The organism is Pedobacter sp. FW305-3-2-15-E-R2A2, from assembly GCF_038446955.1.
Classification (GTDB): Bacteria; Bacteroidota; Bacteroidia; order Sphingobacteriales; family Sphingobacteriaceae; genus Pedobacter.
In genome coordinates, this window is sequence record NZ_CP151803.1 from 7,215,761 (window position 1) to 7,235,828 (window position 20,068).

16 protein-coding genes are annotated in these 20,068 nt (G+C 41.8%); 11 read left to right on the forward strand and 5 right to left on the reverse strand.

Going from position 1 to position 20,068, the window contains the following annotated elements:
- Positions 1-729 (reverse strand): peptidylprolyl isomerase, encoded by a 729-nt coding sequence (locus tag AAFF35_RS29390; protein WP_342330000.1) that lies wholly within the window; start codon positions 727-729, stop codon positions 1-3.
- Between the two features lie 94 nt (positions 730-823).
- Between AAFF35_RS29390 and AAFF35_RS29395 the strand changes: the two genes are divergently transcribed.
- The 5 genes from AAFF35_RS29395 to ygiD all read left to right on the forward strand — a co-directional run bounded on the left by AAFF35_RS29395 (position 824) and on the right by ygiD (position 4,249).
- Positions 824-1,222: a hypothetical protein gene (locus AAFF35_RS29395; RefSeq protein WP_342330001.1), complete on the forward strand. Its 399-nt coding sequence runs from the start codon at positions 824-826 to the stop codon at positions 1,220-1,222.
- A gap of 100 nt (positions 1,223-1,322) precedes the next feature.
- Positions 1,323-1,859: a heavy-metal-associated domain-containing protein gene (locus AAFF35_RS29400; RefSeq protein WP_342330002.1), complete on the forward strand. Its 537-nt coding sequence runs from the start codon at positions 1,323-1,325 to the stop codon at positions 1,857-1,859.
- A gap of 6 nt (positions 1,860-1,865) precedes the next feature.
- Positions 1,866-2,678: a hypothetical protein gene (locus tag AAFF35_RS29405; protein ID WP_342330003.1), complete on the forward strand. Its 813-nt coding sequence runs from the start codon at positions 1,866-1,868 to the stop codon at positions 2,676-2,678.
- Between the two features lie 83 nt (positions 2,679-2,761).
- The gene (locus AAFF35_RS29410; RefSeq protein ID WP_342330004.1) at positions 2,762-3,334 is read left to right on the forward strand and encodes a YceI family protein; all 573 of its coding nucleotides are present in this window, start codon (positions 2,762-2,764) and stop codon (positions 3,332-3,334) included.
- 87 nt (positions 3,335-3,421) lie between these two features.
- Positions 3,422-4,249 (forward strand): 4,5-DOPA dioxygenase extradiol, encoded by an 828-nt coding sequence (gene ygiD, locus AAFF35_RS29415; protein ID WP_342330005.1) that lies wholly within the window; start codon positions 3,422-3,424, stop codon positions 4,247-4,249.
- A gap of 13 nt (positions 4,250-4,262) precedes the next feature.
- Here the strand turns inward: ygiD and AAFF35_RS29420 are convergent, their stop codons facing one another.
- Positions 4,263-5,663, reverse strand: a complete 1,401-nt coding sequence (locus AAFF35_RS29420; protein WP_342330006.1) for an aldehyde dehydrogenase family protein — start codon at positions 5,661-5,663, stop codon at positions 4,263-4,265.
- 144 nt (positions 5,664-5,807) lie between these two features.
- On the opposite strand from AAFF35_RS29420, the gene AAFF35_RS29425 reads away from it, so the two are divergent.
- The 6 genes from AAFF35_RS29425 (at position 5,808) to AAFF35_RS29450 (ending at position 14,241) form a co-directional block, all read left to right on the forward strand.
- Positions 5,808-7,022: a hypothetical protein gene (locus AAFF35_RS29425; protein ID WP_342330007.1), complete on the forward strand. Its 1,215-nt coding sequence runs from the start codon at positions 5,808-5,810 to the stop codon at positions 7,020-7,022.
- A 110-nt stretch (positions 7,023-7,132) separates the two neighbouring features.
- Positions 7,133-8,776 (forward strand): M14 family metallopeptidase, encoded by a 1,644-nt coding sequence (locus AAFF35_RS29430; RefSeq protein ID WP_342330008.1) that lies wholly within the window; start codon positions 7,133-7,135, stop codon positions 8,774-8,776.
- Between the two features lie 10 nt (positions 8,777-8,786).
- A complete protein-coding gene (locus AAFF35_RS29435) occupies positions 8,787-10,526 on the forward strand; it encodes a M14 family metallopeptidase (RefSeq protein ID WP_342330009.1) in 1,740 nt (579 codons plus the stop codon).
- On the forward strand, positions 10,527-12,893 hold the full coding sequence (locus AAFF35_RS29440) for a prolyl oligopeptidase family serine peptidase (protein ID WP_342330010.1): 2,367 nt from the start codon (positions 10,527-10,529) through the stop codon (positions 12,891-12,893).
- 139 nt (positions 12,894-13,032) lie between these two features.
- Positions 13,033-13,578 (forward strand): peroxiredoxin, encoded by a 546-nt coding sequence (locus tag AAFF35_RS29445; protein ID WP_069378343.1) that lies wholly within the window; start codon positions 13,033-13,035, stop codon positions 13,576-13,578.
- A gap of 78 nt (positions 13,579-13,656) precedes the next feature.
- Entirely contained in the window at positions 13,657-14,241 is a 585-nt protein-coding gene (locus tag AAFF35_RS29450) for a carboxymuconolactone decarboxylase family protein (protein ID WP_124586083.1), read from the forward strand.
- A gap of 385 nt (positions 14,242-14,626) precedes the next feature.
- Here AAFF35_RS29450 and AAFF35_RS29455 read toward each other — a convergent pair whose 3' ends face one another.
- The 3 genes from AAFF35_RS29455 to AAFF35_RS29465 form a co-directional block, all read right to left on the reverse strand.
- A complete protein-coding gene (locus AAFF35_RS29455; protein WP_342330011.1) occupies positions 14,627-17,215 on the reverse strand; it encodes a phosphoenolpyruvate carboxylase in 2,589 nt (862 codons plus the stop codon).
- 242 nt (positions 17,216-17,457) lie between these two features.
- Positions 17,458-19,005: a DHA2 family efflux MFS transporter permease subunit gene (locus AAFF35_RS29460; RefSeq protein ID WP_342330012.1), complete on the reverse strand. Its 1,548-nt coding sequence runs from the start codon at positions 19,003-19,005 to the stop codon at positions 17,458-17,460.
- A 5-nt stretch (positions 19,006-19,010) separates the two neighbouring features.
- Complete coding sequence (locus tag AAFF35_RS29465) at positions 19,011-20,054, reverse strand: HlyD family secretion protein (RefSeq protein WP_342330013.1); 1,044 nt, start codon at positions 20,052-20,054, stop codon at positions 19,011-19,013.
- Positions 20,055-20,068 lie beyond the last annotated feature (14 nt).

The following is a 20,068-nucleotide window of genomic DNA, read 5'->3' on the forward strand; positions in this document are numbered from 1 at the left end:
TTATTGGCTGATGGCGTTTTCCAAAGGATTCTTATTTAACGTTGCATTCTGGAGTTCTTTCTCCAGTCTTTTTGCTTCGCGGCGTTTTAAAACGGTAACCGTCATGCTTACATCGCTAAGCGGACGGTCATTGTCGTCTTTAGTCAGCTCAGCTATCTTATCGATCAGTTCAATACCCTTAACAACTTCTCCGTAAACGGTATACGTTCTGTCCAGATGAGGAGTTCCGCCAAGGGTTTTGTAAACCTCCCGCTGATAGGCCGGAATTTTAGATTTCAAGCGGTTTGTTTCTACGTTATCAAGTTGTTCATCCGTGAATTTTTTTCCCTGAACGAGGTAGAACTGACTACCACTGGATGCTTTTTCGGGATTGTTATCTCTGGCGGCTGCGAGGACTCCTTTTTTATGAAAGAGACTGTCGCGAAACTCCGCCGGAACAGTATAACCTACGGTCCCGTTTCCTAACTGTACACCCGGTTTTGCATTTTTGGAATCAGGGTCGCCGCCCTGGATCATGAAGTCCTTGATCACCCTGTGAAACAAGGTCCCGTCGTAAATTCGTTTTTTTGTGAGTTTCAGGAAGTTGTCCCGATGTAATGGGGTTTCATTATAGAGCATAACAATGCATTCTCCCAGGTCTGTTTTTATCCTTACATATTGATGTTTTGGCTTTGCGGCAAAGGTTACACTAAAGCAAAAACAAAGGATCAGGGTATAAAATCTCTTCATTATTTAATGATATTTAGGGCTAAGTTAAGGTAAATCTGCTTTATTAAAAGTACGAGTCGTTTTATCATACAATTATGCTTAATTTTGTGAAAAGATGAAACTGCGACAAAAACTTACACTGGGCTTATGTGCATTTTACCTGATGAGCATCATCGGGATTGCATTGAACATGCACTTTTGTGGGGGCAAGCTTTCTTCCGTCCGCTTTAGCGAAACCGCAAAATGTGGCGCTTGTAAAGGAGCAGAAAAAATGAAGAAAAGCAGCAGTTGCTGTAAAGATACTGCTGTGGAGGCTAAAGTTAAAGATAGCCATGAAGCCGGTGTTAAAGTTGCAGTACCTAAAGATTTTAGCCTGGAGCTGTTTTTAGGACCTCTGATTTCAGATGCGCTCCACGTCATCTTGCCAAACCTGTTTAGTAAAGCCGAGAATAAAGCACCTCCGCTTTCCTCTGTGCTTTCCCTCCACGCCTTTAACTGCGTTTTCAGAAATTAAACCAGGAATAATTTATTTACCGTTGCAGGGAAACCCTGTGATGGCTTTGACGCATGCGTTATTGCGTCAGATGTCTAACAAAAACATAAATTATATCCTCATGAATACGATCAAGAATTTAATCATATTATCCATTGCTTTATTTGCAGGTAAGGTTTCTGCACAACAAATATCTTCTGCAGAACTTCAGGTAACCGGTTTAACCTGTTCTATGTGCTCGCAGGCCACAGAAAAGTCTTTAAAAACCCTTGACTTTATTGGCGCTATTACACCAGATTTAAACAAAAACCTGTTTGCGATCACGTTTAAGAAAGATAAAGCCGTAAATATCGACCAGATTAGGAAGAAAGTGGAAGATGCAGGATTTTCCATTGGGAACCTGACTGCGGTGTTCAACTTTAACAACACCAAAGTAGACGATCAGGGACTTGCTGTGGCTGGAACTAATGTTTATCAGTTTTTAAATGCAAAAAACCAAACTTTAAACGGTGCAGTAAAAGCCAGTGTTGTAGATAAGAACTTTATCTCCGGCTCTTCCTTTAAGAAAAAGGCAGCACAGCTTAAATCCGCTTCTTATGCTGATGGTTCAGGACTGATAAACGGTAAGAAAACCCGCATTTATCACCTGAGCATTTAAGATCCTATGAGGTTACTTAAATTATTATTGATCCCCATAGCCATGGCTGTGGGGACTACCGCGCGGTCGCAGGAGCTCTATGTGTTCTCTGAGCCGGCCAGTAATATGCCTGCAAAATCGATTGGGATAAGGTTAACAAATGAGGGCGTATTTAACCCGAAATTTGCGACAAGAACGATTCCGGAGATGATGATCGGATTCAATAAAAATCTGATGATCCACGTACAGGGGTTTTTCTCTGATATGGACGGAGGCTATAAAGCCGAGGGCGCAAGTTTATATGGTAAATACCGGTTTTTGTCTGTTGATGATGTGAAAAGTCATTTCAGGGCAGCAGCATTCGTCCGGATCAGTAGCAGCAGCAGGCCAACATATACCGAAGATATCAATCTTGAAGGGGATAACAGTGGCTTACAGGGAGGTTTGATCTTTACTCAGTTATTGCATAAACTTGCTTTATCGTCAACATTGAGCTATTCAAAGGCTTTTGAGCGCAATAGCAAACAGCTGACAGGGATGCCTAAGCCGGATCAAATGTTAGGTTATAGTCTATCCTCAGGGTACCTGATGCTGCCTTTTGTTTACAAAAACTATAACCAGCCAAACCTGAACCTGTATTTCGAAGTATTGGGTAAAACCAATCCTGAGAATGGACATTCTTACCTGGATGTTGCACCAGCAGTTCAGGTGGTTCTCAATAGCAGAACCCGAATTGACCTGGGATATCGTTTTGAGGTGGCAGGGAACATGGCGAACAGGTATACGAAGAATATGTACCTGGCAAGAGTTGAATTTAACTTCTTCAATGTGCTGAAATAGGTGCTTGCGCTTATTTCTTATCATACATCAACAATCAGCGTTGTTATTCGTTATAGATTTGTAAATCATTAACAAATAAAATTATGAAAAAGGTATTTTTATTCCTGGTTGCCATTTCAATCAGCGTTGCGTCTTTCGCACAAACCAAATGGACGGTTGATCCAATGCACTCTTTCGTGAATTTCTCCGTAAGACACATGGGAATCTCTTTTGTAGACGGTTCATTTAATAAATTCGATGGTGCTGTAGAAGCAGCCAAAGCAGACTTAACAGATGCTAAAATTAATTTTACAGTTGACGTAAACAGTGTGGATACGCGTGTAGAGCCTCGTGACAACCATTTGAAAACAGACGATTTCTTCAATGCTGAAAAGTATCCACAAATGACTTTTGAAAGCACTTCTTTCAAAAAACTGAAAGGGAATAACTATGAGCTGAACGGAAAGCTGACCATTCGTGATGTAACAAAAGATGTGAAGTTCAATGTTGTTTTTGGTGGAACGACCAAAGACCAGCAAGGAAATACCAAAGCTGGATTTTCTGCAAATACAACCATCAATCGCTTGGATTATAACATCAAGTTTGATCCAACAGGTATGGGGGTAGGTAAAGACATTAAAATTTCTTTAAATCTTGAATTTGCCCAGGCAAAATAATCAATTCTTATCTTAAATAAGGTTTGGGCAGGGCTAGGCGGTCGTGTTTAGAAATACCCAAACCTCATTTTAATCCAGCCAATCCTCATGTCAAACTTAACTCAATTCAAGACCTTTAGTCAGAATTTGCCGGTTCAGGATCATTTAATGCCTGTTTTGTTTATTGGTCATGGTTCACCTATGAACGGGATTGAAGACAATGAATTCAGTGCGCAATGGGTAGCAATGGCCAAACATATTCCGGTTCCTACAGCAGTCATCGTTGTTTCTGCACATTGGTTTACCAAAGGAACACACATTACAGCAATGGATTTTCCGAAAACTATTCATGATTTCGGCGGTTTTCCAAAGGCTTTATTTGATGTGGAATACCCAGCGCCCGGAAATGTTGAATTGGCATTGGAAACGAAAAAACTGATCCATACTGCTGAGGTAGGTTTAGATCACGATTGGGGGTTGGATCATGGTGCATGGACAGTAGTAAGGCATATGTATCCTGAGGCCAACATTCCTGTACTTCAGCTGAGCATAGATTATACAAAAGATGCCAGGTATCACTATGACCTTGCAAAAGAGCTTTATGACCTGAGAAAAAAAGGAGTATTGATCCTTGGAAGTGGAAATATGGTCCATAATCTCAGGATGATGAGCTGGGAGATGATCAATGGAGGTGGTTATGACTGGGCATTGGAAATCAATGATAAATTTAAATCATTGATCTTAAATAACCAGCATCAGCCTTTAATGGCTTACCAGAGTTTAGGAAAAGAAGCCATGCTGGCGATTCCAACCCCGGAGCATTACCTGCCCCTGATGTATACGTTGGGGCTGAAAAATGACGGAGAAGCCGTTTCTCTTTTTAATGATAAGGCGGTAGGTGGTTCATTAACAATGACTTCTGTTAGGATCGGTTAAGGAGAACAATTGCTCACATGAGTTTTCTCAGCCATTTTAATACCCAGCCTTTCTTTTCATAAGGTGGATAAATTAACTTGCTCATATCCAGTCTGGATTGAAAAACAACAGCTCTTTCGTGAGAAAAGGTTTTGAATCCAAATTGCCCATGACAGCTTCCCATTCCGCTTGCATTTACGCCGCCAAAAGGTAATTTTGGATTGCTGATGTGGATGAGCACATCGTTCACACATGTTCCACCTGCACTGGTATTTTTTATGATCTGATGAATATTCTTTTTGTTCTTGCTGAAGATGTAAAGGGCCAGAGGTTTGCTCATCCTGTTCACAACATGAATCGCCTCTTCTATCGTATGATAGGTGATGATGGGCAATACAGGACCGAAAATTTCTTCTTTCATGATCTCTGAATCTTCTGAAAGTCCGGTGAGTACTGCTGGATATATGGTCTGAATAGAAGGTTTTTTCTTACCCCCGAAAGGAATAGAAGCTCCCTTGCTTAAAGCATCTTCAATCAGGCCCTCAATCCTTTCAAAATGTTTTTTATTGATGATCTTTGCATAACTCGATAGATCAAGCTCGCCATCTGCGAGGAAAAACATCCGGGTAACGGCATTTTTATAGTGCTCAATAAAGGAATCTTGCCTGGTTTTAGGAATTAAGATATAATCAGGGGCGATACAGGTTTGACCTGCATTGGTCAGCTTTCCCCAGGCGATCTTCGCGGCAGCCTGTTCCAGATCAGCAGTATCATCAATGATGGTAGGCGATTTTCCGCCGAGTTCCAGGGTGACAGAACTCAGGTTTTTTGCCGCGGCTTCCATCACGACCTTGCCGATTGCCGTACTTCCGGTGAAAAAGATATGGTCAAATGGAAGGCTCAAAAGAATGGCGGAGAGTGATGCATCGCCCTCAAAACAACAAACTTCTTCCTCTGTGAAGCAGTCGTCAATGATTCTGCAAATAATAGAACTGGTTTCTGAGCTTAATTCTGAAGGTTTAAGGATGGCACAGTTTCCCGCAGCAATGGCCGAAACCAAGGGGGCCATCATGAGCTGAAAGGGATAATTCCAGGGAGAAATAATCAGGCAAAGCCCTTTTGGTTCATAATAAATTCTGTTGGTTGCCATCAAGCCTGTAATGGTCTTTCCTACCTTCTGAGGCTCCATCCAGCCACTCAGGTTTTTTATGGCGAAATCAATCTCGCTATAGATAAAAATCACTTCCGTTACTGCAGATTCAAACTCACTTTTACGCAAGTCGTTCTGTAGGGCCGTATAAATGTCCTTTTCATGCTTTTCTATACTGCTTTTTAATGCACTTAATTTATTTATTCGTTGTGTGGCATTACTATTTCTAAGTGTATATTTATGCGCTTGCTGAGCTTTAAAAACGGAATTGATCGTTTGTATCATAGAAAGGCTTTAGGTTTATTTAAAGATACAAAATGAAACGGTCTAATGCTATAAGAAAGCTTTCCTGGCATCTAAAAAATTATAGATTAATGAAACCCTCAGTAACGGATACCGTTTTTGGGATTGAAAAATAGAAATAGACGAATGAAAAAAGGATGGTTTGTTGTTTTTACGCTTGTTTTAATGGTGCAGTTAGGGTATAGCCAAAAGATTAAAACAGGAGTTTTGGTGATTGGAAATGGGAATAATGCTTTAGGGGCGGGGTTTCAATCTGCGGCATCAGGAGTAAAGACCATTTTGTTGATGGAAAATCAAAACTTCGAAATGAGTGAAGTTCATTCTATCGATAAAAATCTATCCTCTGGTCTGGAAGCTGAATTTCTGAAAAGAATGAGAAAAGCGAAGGGGATCAAGGATACAACTAAGGTCTATATCGACCAGACGAGTGCCAATGCAGTAATTAAATCCTGGGCCGACAGCACTAAAAACCTGACGATTATCAGAACCGGGGAATGGTCAAAACTAAAAAGAGCGGGAGGAGGCTGGAGCATTCAGCTGAGCGATGGACGAACGATCAGAGCAGCGATATTGGTCCATGCCGATGCTTTCGGAAAAGTTAATGAAGCTCTCTTATTGCCCAAAATCAAGGAGGGCCAATGGAAGGCCTTGAACTATAAGGATAATCTGTACAGAACAAGTGTTTCTTCTGGATTTTCTATTGACAATTCCCGTTCAAATGTCCTTTCATTGTATGATTTGTTGATTCCGGGACAGGAAAATTTAGTGGTGCTAAACCCTGATCAGCAAAGTATCGCTGCTGGACAATCCGCGGGGGCTACGGCTGCATATGCTGCTTTTTTTGACTTGAAAACGTCGCAGTCTAACCTGAAAAAGATTCAGGGGGAGTTGATCAGTCATAAGCTTTCTATTCTGCCATTTGAAGATGTCGTTGTTACAGACAGCAACTGGAAAGCCGTTCAGTTTATTGGCTTATCCGGCTTTTTAAAAGGGACACTTTCTTCCGGGCGACTCACATTTTTGCCAAACAGGGAGGTGAGTACTGAAGAGGTCAAAGAACCGATAAAAGAATATTTCTATAAAGCCCAGATCTGGTTTGAAGATTATAAAGGGGCACAAATGACGATCTCTTCCACTTTAGACCTGGTTAGTAAAATCGGGAATAAATCGCCGGAAAATACACTGACAGAAGTGAAAAAGAAATGGAAGACCACTTACGGATTTAAGACTGAATTTGAGCCATCACGTCCTATTACCCGCAGGGAATTTGCAGTATTGGTCTATGAATATCTGAATCCTTTTAATGTAAACGTAGATTCAAAAGGCAGGGTGATCCGGTAAATGCCCCAGGGGGCGCTGAGAAGCCTTGTAACATTTATAAAACCTTATTGTGCTTTGGTTTATGTGATTTCTTTTTTCTATAAATTGCAGGGAATAACCTAAACCTCAGCATGAAGAAACTTTACCTTTTAAATGGGTTTCTGCTCTTGTTTGCCGGCCAGCAGATGGCTTTTGCGCAGACAGATTACAGCAGTAACGACCGCCTGGCGCAAAGAATTACGACGCTTTCTAAAACCTATCCTGCGTTGGTTAAGTCCAGATCTCTAACGAAGACCATTTCGGGAAAAGAAGTCTGGATGATGACCATTGGAACGGGAAAAGTAGAACAGAAACCTGCTATTGTACTGGTTGGAGGAGTAGAAGGAACTCATTTGCTGGGCATGGAGCTGGCAATAGGCTTTGCAGAACAGTTGTTGGCTGCTTCGGGCACAGATAGCATTAAAAATTTGTTGAATAAACAGACATTTTATGTCTTCCCAAATATGAGCCCTGACGCAACAGAGCAATATTTTGCGAAAGTAAAGTACGGACGAAGTGGAAACGCAAGGGTGATAGACAGAGATCGGGACGGTAGAACCGGAGAAGATGGATTTGACGACCTGAATGGTGATGGGAAGATCAGTTGGATGCGAATCGCAGATCCTACAGGTACTTTTCGGCTCAACCCTGAAGACCCACGTTCTCTGATTCCGGCGGATGCCGCAAAAGGCGAAACAGGACAATACCTTTTAATACAGGAAGGACTGGATAATGATAAAGATGGGGCTTTCAATGAAGATGGGGCGGAGGGCGTGCATTTTAATAGAAATTCCAGTTATAATTATAAGAATTTTATCCCGGGAGCTGGGGAATTTGCAGTTTCTGAATTGGAAAACCGTGCTTTGTTTGATTTTCTCTATGATGCTTTTAATGTATATGCCGTGGTTACTTTTGGACCTCAAAATAACCTTTCATGGCCAGTACAGACTAATCCGGCCGGATTGTCAAAAAGGATCATCAGCAGCTGGTCTGAGTCAGATGCGAAGGTAAATACACTGGTTTCTGAAAAATACAATAAAATTATTGGGGCTAAAGATGCCCCTAAAACAATTGCAGAAAGTGGTGATTTTTCTCAATGGGCTTACTTTCATTATGGCCGGTTGAGTTTTAGCACCCCGGGTTGGTGGCTGCCTAAAGTAAAACCGGATAGTGTAGCGAAACAAAAAGCATTTACGATAGAAGATCCTACCGCCGAATACCTGCGTTGGGCAAAGAGCAAAGGCATTACCAACACCTTTACGGAATGGAAAGTGCTGAACCACCCTGATTTCCCCGGGCAGACGGTGGAAGTAGGAGGGATTGACCCATTTGTATTGTCAAATCCTCCATATCAGCTGGTAGAAGGCATTGTAAAGAAACATACAGACTTTGTATTGTCTCTTGCCGCGATGGCTCCCCAGATTGATCTGACCGGCCTTAAAACCGAGAAAGTGGATGGAGGATTAAGCCGCGTTTCTGTAAAAGTAGTGAATACTGGCATTTTACCTACGTTAACCAAAATTGGGGAAAAGAGTTATTTCCTTAAAAAAATCGCGGTAAAAGTAAATACAGGTAGCGGCCAGACGGTGTTGTCTGGCAGGAAAAATCAATTGCTGGAGGTTATTCCGGGCAAAGGGTTTATAGAACTGAGCTGGCTCATTAAAGGCCCGGGTAAAATAAGCATCGAAGCAGGAAGCCCTTCTTCGGGAAGTAAGATGATTGACGTATCCCTCTAATTTGCAGATCATGAAGATGAAATATATAATGCTGATGGCTGCAGGAATGGTTTGCAGCACTTTAGTAAAAGCTCAAAAACCAGAAAATATTATTGCTGCGGTAGGTAGCCCCTCCAATCCTAAGGTTCCGATTAGCTGGAACAGGTATTACGATTATACTGCTTTAGCGGACCTCTGCAAGAAATTGGCACAGGCGCATCCTGACTTGGTAAAGCTGAGTTCAATGGGGAAATCTTTTGAAGGAAAAGACCTTTGGGTGATGACGATTACGGACCATAAATCGGGAAACGCGGGTCAAAAGCCGGCGATGTATATTGATGGGAATATCCATTCCAATGAGATTCAGGGTGCAGAATTTGCCCTTTATACCGCTTGGTATCTGGCGGAAATGTTCCAGCAGGGAAACCCCGCAGTTAAGGCTTTGCTGGCAGAAAAGACCTTTTATATTGCGCCTACCATCAATCCGGATGCAAGAGACAACTTTATTCATAAAGCAAATACCGCTCATTCTCCAAGATCGGGATTGTTGCCGATTGATAACGATCGTGACGGTTCGGTAAACGAGGATGGGTTTGATGACCTTGATGGAGATGGCCACATTGTGATGATGCGCAGAAAAAATGTCAACGGGCGGTTTAGAGCTGATGTGACTGATCCCAGAAGGATGATCCTGGTTGGGGCTGATGAACAAGGTGAATACGAATTATTGGGGCAGGAAGGAATCGATAATGACGGAGACGGACTGGTGAATGAGGATGGAGAGGGTTTTTACGATCCAAATCGTGACTGGGGTTGGAACTGGCAGCCAAATTATGTGCAGTCGGGGGCCTATAAATACCCTTTTTCTATCCCTGAAAACCGTGCTGTAGCAGAATTTGCCATGAAACATCCAAATATTGCTGCCGCACAATCCTACCACAATAACGGAGGGATGATCCTGAGAGGACCAGGTGCAATAGAGGATGTAGATACGTACAACGCGCTTGATGCCAGGGTATATGATGCACTTGGAAAGAAAGGAGAGGAATTGCTGCCGGGATATCGCTATCTGGTCGTGTATAAGGATATGTATTCGGTATTTGGAGGAGAGTTGGATTGGTTTTATGGCGGTCGAGGGATATATACTTTCTCCAATGAACTCTGGACAAATTACTCGCTTTACAATAAAACAGAAGGGGATGGGGATAAAGCGCAGGCACAGCAATATACCTTTGATAAAGACTTGCTGATGAAAGATGCTTTTGTAGACTGGCACCCTTTCAAGCATCCTCAATATGGAGATATCGAAATCGGTGGTTTCAAAAAGACCTATACACGGTTACACCCGGGCTTTTTACTGGAAAGTGATGCCCATAGGAATATGGCGTTCAGTGTATATCATGCCTACCATACGCCAAAATTAAAGGTCACCGAGCTGGAAGTGAAGGAGCTTGGCGGAGGCCTTTCGCAGGTCACTGCCGTTGTTGCCAATGAGCGAATGATTCCCACCCATTCCAGTCAGGATATCAAAAATAATATTGAAGTTCCTGATGTCGTATCTTTAACCGGAGGGAATGTGGTTGCAGGTATGATCGTCACTAACAGAGATCTGAATATCAGTACTGAACAGAAAAGAGATGCGGCAAATCTAAAAGTCGATAACATTCCCGGCAATGGCTATGTCACAGTTCGCTGGATTGTAAAAGGAGGAACTAAATTTACGGTAAACGTGTCCAGTAAAAAAGGAGGACTGGCCTCAAAAACAAACTAAATGAAAAAAACAATTGCATTATTTCTGCTTTTAGGCGCTGCTGCACAGGCACAGCAAGTTGCTCCTCTTACCGTTGAAAAGATTATGCGGGATCAGAAGTGGCTCGGGGTAGCGCCTTCTAATTTCCGTTGGGCTGCTGATAGTAAAACGGTCTTCTTTGACTGGAACCCTGAAAATAAAGAGAAAAATGAAGGATATCAGGTAAATGTCTCTTCCGGGAAAATAGAGAAGGTCAGCGAAAAACTCAAAGAGTCCGCAATTGGGATGAGTTATACTTATGCTGACAATGGGGGCATGGGAATTGCCGAAAAAGGAGGGGACATCTACCTCTACAACTTAAAAACAAAGAAAGAGCAACGCCTGACGCGTACACTGGAAAGAGAAAGCAATGCCAGTTTCCTTAAAAATGGAAATGTGGTTTTTCAGCGTGGCGAAAACCTCTTTCTACTGGACCTGAATAGCAATGAAATTCGTCAGTTGACCAATTTTGTAAAAGGAAAACAGGCCGCAGCTGCGGATAAAAAGAAAATTTTGACTCAGGATACCTGGCTAAAAGAAGATCAGGCAAATCTGTTTGACATCATAAAAAAGAGAAATAAAGAAAACAACCCGGCGAAAGGAATCTTTGATAAGGCGAATGATTCCTCAAAAGAGAAACCTTTAAGAGCGCTATATCTTGGAGAAAAGTTTTTGTCGGGACTGGTAATCAGTCCGGATGCAAGGTATGTGAGTTATAAATTGATCACTCCCCCTTCAGGCGGCACGAATACCATCATTCCCAACTATGTCACTTCTTCCGGATATACGGAGGATATTGCCGGGCGGACTAAAGTCGGAGAGCCAATGCCAACTTATGAAAGCTTTATTTACGATCAGCAAAGAGATACAGTGTATAGCGTGCATACGGAGCAAATTCCTGGAATAAAAGATCTTCCGGACTACGTAAAGGATTATCCTAAGCAACTGGAAGAACGTAAGAAAAAGAATGAAGACCGACAAGTAAACTTAAGCGGACCTTTTTGGAATGAATCAGGAAGCGCAGCAATCCTGGTTGCCGATGCCCTGGACAACAAGGACCTCTGGATTCTCAAACTAGATGCGGCAACAGGAAACCTGAGCATTGTAGACCGCCAGAGAGATGAAGCCTGGATTGGCGGACCTGGTATCGGGCCCCGAAATATCGGATGGGTAGATCAAAACCGTTTTTATTTTCAAAGCGAAGCCAGTGGATATAGCCACCTTTACCTGGCCAATATCACAACTGGAGAAAAGAAACAGCTGACTTCCGGCAAATGGGAAGTACAAAAGCTACAGCTTTCCAAAGACAAAAAGACCTTCTATATCAGTGGAAATAAAACACACCCGGGGATTACCCATTTTTACAAACTGGATGTAAACGGAGGGGATCTGATTCAACTCACGGGCATGAAGGGCGGAAACGACGTAACGCTTTCACCAGATGAAAAGTGGCTGGCGATTAACTATTCGTATATGAATAAGCCCTGGGAGCTGTATTTGCAAGCCAATAAGCCAGGAGCAAAAGCAGTGCAGGTAACAAATTCTTCTTCCAGGGAGTTCAATTCTTATCAATGGAGAGAACCAGATCTGGTTTCTTTCAAAAACCGGTATGGAGCCGATGTCTATGCCAGAGTCTATCCGGCAGCGAAGCCACATCCAAATCGTCCTGCAGTTGTGTTTGTCCATGGTGCCGGGTATTTACAAAATGTACATTACTGGTGGAGTCAGTATTCCAGGGAATACATGTTTAATAATTTGCTGGCAGATAATGGATATACGGTAATTGACATCGATTATACGGCAAGTTCAGGATATGGAAGGGATCACCGTACAGGAATTTACAGACATATGGGAGGAAAAGACCTGACAGATCAGGTGGACGGTGTGAAAATGTTGGTAGAGAAGTACAATGTAGATCCTAAGCATGTGGGCTTATATGGCGGCTCCTACGGCGGTTTCATTACCTTGATGGCCTTATTCACCGAAGCAGATGTTTTTGCCAGTGGAGGGGCGCTGAGGTCGGTTACGGACTGGGCACATTACAATCACGGTTATACTTCAAATATTTTAAATGAACCTTATAATGATGAATTGGCTTATAAACGCAGTTCGCCGATCTATTTTGCAGATGGTTTAAAGGGTAATTTATTAATGTGTCACGGCATGGTGGATGTAAATGTGCACTTCCAGGACATCGTCAGACTTTCCCAAAGGCTGATAGAACTGGGAAAAAACAACTGGGAACTGGCGGTTTATCCGGTTGAAGATCATGGTTTTGTCGAGCCGTCAAGCTGGACAGATGAGTATAAAAGGATCTTTAAACTATTTGAAACGACGTTGAAAAAGTAAATAGAGAGAAACTAAATGTCAAAGATAGAAGTATAGTTTTTGTCTATATGTCTATCAGTATTAAGTATCTGTTATCTCTTAAATTTGGTTGCATTTGAGGGGATATAGCCTTACCTTTGTGCAACGAAAAAAAAACATTATGATAAATATAGGTCAACAATTTCCATCATTCTCGAAAACAGCTGTAGTAAGCATAGAAAAAGGTAAAGAATTCGAAACTTTAACTTCAGATTCTTTAATCAACGACAACAACCAATGGACTTGTATGTTCTGGTGGCCAAAAGATTTTACTTTCGTTTGCCCTACAGAAATCGCTGAATTTAACAATAACTATGGCGAATTCCGTGACCGTGATACTACCTTGATCGGTGCATCTACGGATTCTGAGTTTGTTCACGCTGCATGGAGAAACAACCATGATGATTTACGTGGTTTGAAATTCCCAATGTTAGCAGATACTTCTAAATCTTTAGCTGAAGCTTTAGACATTTTAGAGCCAAATGAAAAAATCGCTTACCGTGCTACTTTCATCATCGATCCTCAAGGTATCGTTCGTTGGGCTAGTGTAAATGATTTAAGCGTTGGCCGTAACGTTAAAGAAGTTATCAGAGTACTTGATGCTTTGCAAACTGACGAACTTTGTCCTTGTAACTGGGAAAAAGGTCAGGAAACTTTAACTGTATAATTTACTGTTCCAAATAATGAGAATCCCTGTAAAATGCATTTTTGCAGGGATTTCTTTTACCCTAAAAATTTGAATATCATGAGTGAAGTGACAGAAACCATCCAGGAATTACTAGCAGTAGTAGGTCTTGATGCTGATTACAGAAATGAAAGCCTGATCCTTTTAGAAAAGGGAAATTCAAGATATGTACGCGATTTAAAACTAAATTTCAGCAGTACTTTTACTTCAGGACACCTGACAGATAAAGAATGTGCCCTGATCGCTTTAAGCATCGCTGTAAATAACAACAATAAAGTCCTTACTGATTTCTTCGAGAAACTGGCTGTGACGAAAGAAGCGACAGCAGAAGAAATTGCTGAAGCCGTAGGATGTGCCTCATTATTGGCTTTAAACAATGTGTTTTATCGTTTCCGTCATTTTACAGGAAAAGAGAAATACACACAAATCCCTGCCCGTGTACGCATGCAAATCATGAGCAGTCCTGTAACAGGGAAAGAGTTCTTTGAGTTGATGAGCATCGCTGTATCAGCGGTTAACGGATGCGAAATGTGTGTAAATGCACATGAGAAATCTATCCTTGCTCTGGGTGCAACAGAAGAAAGAGTATTTGATGCCGTGCGCATCGCCTCTATCGTTACTTCTGCAGGCAAAGTGATTTATTAATATTCCGCTTTAAGACCATGATAATTAAGGTCTTACTTAAAAAAGAAGCATTACTATTCAAAGGCTGAAACCTTTTTCGCTGAAAAAGCGCAAAATGTTCTAGGCCTTTTCATAGAACGCTTCTTTTTTTATGAAATGAAGTTCCCTGCAGGATGCTTGCCCCGAAAGATTTAGCAACATCATGATCGTCTCAAAAAAGCAAATCAGCTTCATACCGTGGTCAGCTTAACTAACCTTCCAGCAAACGAAGCCTTGCCTTTACCTAGCCCTCCAACCGATGGAGCAGGATTTTTATAAAAAAAGAACTACCCTTTGAAGACATTCGAATATTTGCCCTTCAGCAAAGATTCGGGGATGAAAAGAGTAGTTCCATTTTTTTATAAGTTTAAGCGAGATTCCTACCCGCATTTACGATGCCATAGACCGTTCTGATGGATAGTTTTTCCAGAGATTGTTGTTCTTCCTCTGTAATTTCACTTTGAAGTTGTTCTAACGCATAATGCTGGATCAATACCAATGGAAGAACAATCTTCTCCCTAACCGAAATAGAGCGTTTCTCAACAGGATAATTTTCCATTAAGGTCTCATGTCCGGACAGCTTTAATAAAAGTTCCTTAGACAGCTCAAATTCGTCATAAAGCATTTTCCAGAAAGCACCATATTCTTTGTCATTCGCAAAATGGGCCGTAATCGAGAAATCAGCCTTGCTCATAGACATCATACAGTTGTCGATAATGGTTTTAAAGTATCCTGATTCCTGATAAGTTTTAACCACTTTATCCCAGTTCCCTTGGTTTTCCTGATTTTTCAATGCCGTTCCTATACCATAGAAGCCGGGAATGTTTTGTTTTAACTGGCTCCATGCTGTTACAAAGCTGATTGCCCTCAGGTCTTCCAGTTTTAAGGATCCGCCTGAATTTCTTTTTACCGGCCTGCTACTGATCGTAATTTTTGAAAGCAGCTTTAAAGGGGAGAACTTCTCCAGATAGCTCAGGAATAAAGGATGTTTACGTAAAGACACATAAGACTCATAGCTGTTGGTTGCCATTTCATCCAGTAAGTTTTTATGTAGGGGATCCAATAAAATGTTGTGCTTTTCTTTCATTCCTGCAGAGATTCCGGCATTGATCAATTGCTCCATATTGAATTCTGCACTATCGATGGAGCCATACTGAGAACTGATGGTTTGCCCCTGGATGGTCAGCTGAATATTTTTATTGGCAATTTCTTTACCCATGGAAGCATAGAAGCGGTGAGTTTTACCTCCTCCTCTTGATGGAGGGCCTCCTCTGCCATCGAAAAAGGCCAGTTGGATGTTGTGTTTATCTGCGGTAGCTGTAAGGGCTACTTTGGCGTTGAAAATTGACCAGTTGGCCATTAAATAGCCGCCATCTTTGGTACTATCAGAGAAACCCAGCATGATGTGCTGTTTTCCTCCTCTATAGGCCAGATGCTTTTTGTAGAAAGGATGGCTATATAAGGTTTCCATAATTTCTGCAGCATCCGCAAGGTCATGAACAGTTTCAAAAAGAGGGACGAAATCTACAGTTAGATCATCTTCTGTCCAGCCGTTCCATAGGAAAAGCTCCATCAGTTGTAAGATATCGCTGGCCTGCTGACAATTGCTGATAATGAACCTATGGCAGGCCATCTCCCCATTACTTTGCTGGATTTGTTTGATTTCGGCAATGGTTTCCAGGGTATCCTGTGTTAAAGAATCCGGTTGTTCCGTATAATTTACCTTCGCGCTTTTAAAGACCAAAGCTTTGATCTTCTGTTCTTCACTTAAGGTATCGTAGTTTTCAGGATATAAAGCGTTGATTGGTTTGTTATTCCTGCAATAGGCATGAACATCCCTTAGTACCCTGCTGTCTTGTCTGATGTCCAGAGAGGCAAAATGACTGCCATAAAGCTCTACTTTACGGATAAGGTCTGAAACGAGGTCAGAAAACAGGCCATCATGGTCTTCTACCAGGGTAGTTTTTATTTTATTCAGATTCTCTATTAAGAAATCTGCGATGTTTTCTGTCTCAATATTGGGATCAAAGGCATTTTTGTACAGGACATCATGAATAAGAGAAATATTGTCTTCTACTCCTCTAAAGGTAATGCGGCGTTTCAGATTTCTGAAATCCCTGTAATAGCACCTGAAGAGAATCTGGCGGAGCATTTTAGACACTTGAATGGTCGAATCTGTATGCACATTTGGATTTCCGTCACGATCTCCGCCTGGCCAGAAGCCCAGTTCTATGATCTTTTTGGATGCCAGGTTATAGTCATTTAAGCTTTGGTCGATTTCCGATTGAATGTTTGCCGCGGCAAAATAAAACACATTTTCAAGATACCAGGCCAGACTCAATGCTTCATCCACCGGGGTTGGCGACTTTTTATTGAAAAAAGGCGTTTTTCCCAGCTGTTGCAGCAATTGATTGATGGTCGAGATATCATTGGTTTTTATCGCTGAGGTCAGATCGGTAATGATTGACAGCACACTTCCAGGGTAAAACTGGGTAGGGTGGGCAGTTAAGACCAACCGTAAGGAAAACTCATCAATCAGTTTTTCTATTTTTTCGTTCAGGGCTTTGTTGTCGATCCCCTTCTTCAGATAAACCAGTAAAGCACTGTGTTCTTCATCTGCATTTAGTTTATTGAAGGAGGCATCTTCAACAGCATCAAACAATACGACCTGACGTTCTATATATTGAATGAAGCGGAAAAGTAAGTCTATAATGTCTTTTTTAGAATTATTTTGAGTGTACTTTTCAAAAAATGCATTGATGATTCCTGCTGGCGTTTCGTGGTTCTTGACACCGTCTTCACAATATTTAATGAAGAGTGGAAGTAGGGTTCCGGTATCTTTTACTTTGTAGAAGGGAAGGGTAAGGAAAAGGCTGTTATAAAGTTCAAATCTGGATACAACTTCATTGTTAAAAACAGATTCTCTCTGACCTTTTGCGCGTTGTTTCTGCATCATTTTTTTTAGATCATTTTTTCGAGCTTAAAGTACCAAAAATGATCCAAAAAACTGCGAAAAGACTCAATTAATTAATTTGATATTTTTCGCAGAAATCTGTAACTTAGATTCATAGAGGTTAAACAAATCCTTTTAAAAGTATGTGCGGATTTTAAGGCCCCAGGGGCCATAAATGAAGTAAAATTAATTGTTATTTTTTTGGGTAAAACGGGCGTTAAGATTAATCTTAACGCCCGTTTTGATTAATGGACATCTGCCGGAATGGCGACATTTTTCTTGAATTTCTGTAAATATAGCAGCGGAATTGAGCACAACAGGACCAATCCTGCTACCCAATAAGCATCACTATACGTAAGTAATAAACTTTGTTTTGTTACCGTACCTTCGATGGCTTTGGTGGCCAGAACTTTAGCATCCAGGTAATTGTATCCTTTCGCCATGAAATTATGGATAAAGCCATTAAACCTTTCCGTAAATGCCGGATTATACTCGTTAACATTGACCAGCAAATTGCTGCGGTGAAAACCCTGACGAACGTGAATAAGAGTCGTCAAGGCAGCAATACCGAAAGAACCACCCAATTGTCTCATCATGTTATTCAGACCGGAACCTTGTCCGATTTCCGCACCTTTAAGGTCCTGAATCGCCAAGGTAGTCAAGGGTACAAATAATAGTGCCATACCTACTCCTCTGATCACCAGTGGAAGGAAGAAATCTCCCGTTCCTGATTGTAAGGTAGACTTACTCAGCATAGAACAGAAAACGAAGAAAAGGAACATCCCAATGGTCGCCATAAACTGTGCCGGTACATTTTTCTTCAGCATAATCCCGATAAAAGGCATCATTACAATCGTACACAGACCTCCGGGGAAGAGTAATTCTCCTGTTTGAAGGGCAGAAAAGCCCAGTAAATTCTGACAAAAAATCGGGAATACGAACACCGATCCATATAAACCGAAGCCTAAGATGAAGGAAGTGAACATCCCCACAGAAAAGCTCCGGTGGCGCATGATCTTAAAGTTCACAATAGGATGGTCTGTACTCAGTTCCCTCCAGATGAAAAGCAATACCCCAAGCACCGAAGTTACGGCAAGGGCTGTGATGTAAGGTGTGGCGAACCAATCTTCGCTTTCTCCTTTTTCCAGTACCGTTTGCAAACTTCCTACTGCTACGGCCAGCAAAACGATGCCCCACCAGTCTACCGGCATTCCTTTCCCGTCTTTTGGCGTTTCCCTGACAAAGGCGTAGGTACAGTAGGCTGCGAGAATCCCTATCGGAATATTTACGTAAAAGATCCATGGCCAGGAACTGATTTCCAGAAGATAGCCCCCAATCGTTGGACCAACAGTAGGACCAACAACGGCACCTAATCCAAATAAGGCAGTGGCAATTCCCACATCCTCACGAGGCCAGGTTTCGATTAAGATCGCTTGTGCAGTAGAGATTAATCCACCTCCGGCAAGTCCTTGCAGAATTCTAAAGGCAATCAGTTCTTCCAGGTTTGTCGCATTTCCGCAGAGAAATGAGGCGATGGTAAAGAGAATGATGGAAAAAAGGAAATAATTTTTTCGTCCGAAGCGACTACCCAGCCAGCCCGACATGGGCAATACAATAACGTTGGCAACCGCATAACCGGTAGATAACCAGGCTACATCCTCCAGGGTTGCGCCTAAGTTACCTTGTATCTGGGGTATAGCAACGTTTACAATGGTCGTATCAATCAGCTCTAATAGCGAGGCTGTGATCACCGTAAACGTGATAACCCATTTTTTTAAACCTTTCTCGGCCATTTTTTTTAATCTTTTATAGAAACGGAAACCTTAACACTCATTCCCGGACGCAACTTCGCCAGAATATCTTTTGGTGCATTGGTGATCTTAATTTTTACAGGAACACGCTGAACTACTTTTACGAAGTTACCTGTCGCATTATCGGGAGGTAGAAGGGATCCTTTTGCGCCTGTAATCGGAGCAAAGTTGTAGACTTCCCCCTGAACATCCGCTTTTGGATAGGCATCTATCTCTATTTTAACCTTTAAGCCCGGATTGATGTCTTCTAATTGAGTTTCTTTAAAATTGGCGGTTACATAGATGCTATTGTCGTTGACAATAGAAAATAACGATTGACCCGCCTGAACAAGCTGTCCTTTTTGAACATTCTTTTTAGAAACAATTCCTGTGGAAGGTGCTTTGATATCGGTGTAAGACAATTGCAATTTGGCAAAATCTACATCCGACTGGCGTTGAGTAACCCCATTGTGGCTTACGGCCAATTGAGATTGAGTCGTTCCAACTTGTTTTACCGCTGCCGTATATTGATCATTTGCTGCTGCGAAAGCCGCCTCAGCAGATTCTTTTTGTGCTTTTGCCTGATCGAATTGCTGTTGCGTAATCGATCCGTCTTTTACCAGATTGGCATAACGTACATAATCCTTTTGTGCCAGGGACAGTTTTACTCTTGCTGCCTCAATGTTGGCTTTCGCAGTACTGGTATTTGCTGCAGTAGCCGCAATTTGTGATTGTGAAACCCCAACGCCGGCACTTGCACCCAATTGTCCTGCCTGAGCTTGTTCCAGCTTTACTTTATAATCGCTGTCGTCCAGCTTAACCAGCACATCTCCGGCGTTTACCAGTGTATTTTCTTCAAAGTTGATGTCCTTAACATATCCGCCAACACGGGCTACCACAGGACTGATGTCTCCATCAATTTGCGCATCATCAGTGTCAACGTGTTTGCTATAATAGATATATTCTTTGATGCCAAATACCGCCCCGATTACGATTAATACCGCTAATATGATGGGGATTACTATATTCTTTTTTTTCTTTTCAGTTGTCATTGGAGTTTATATTA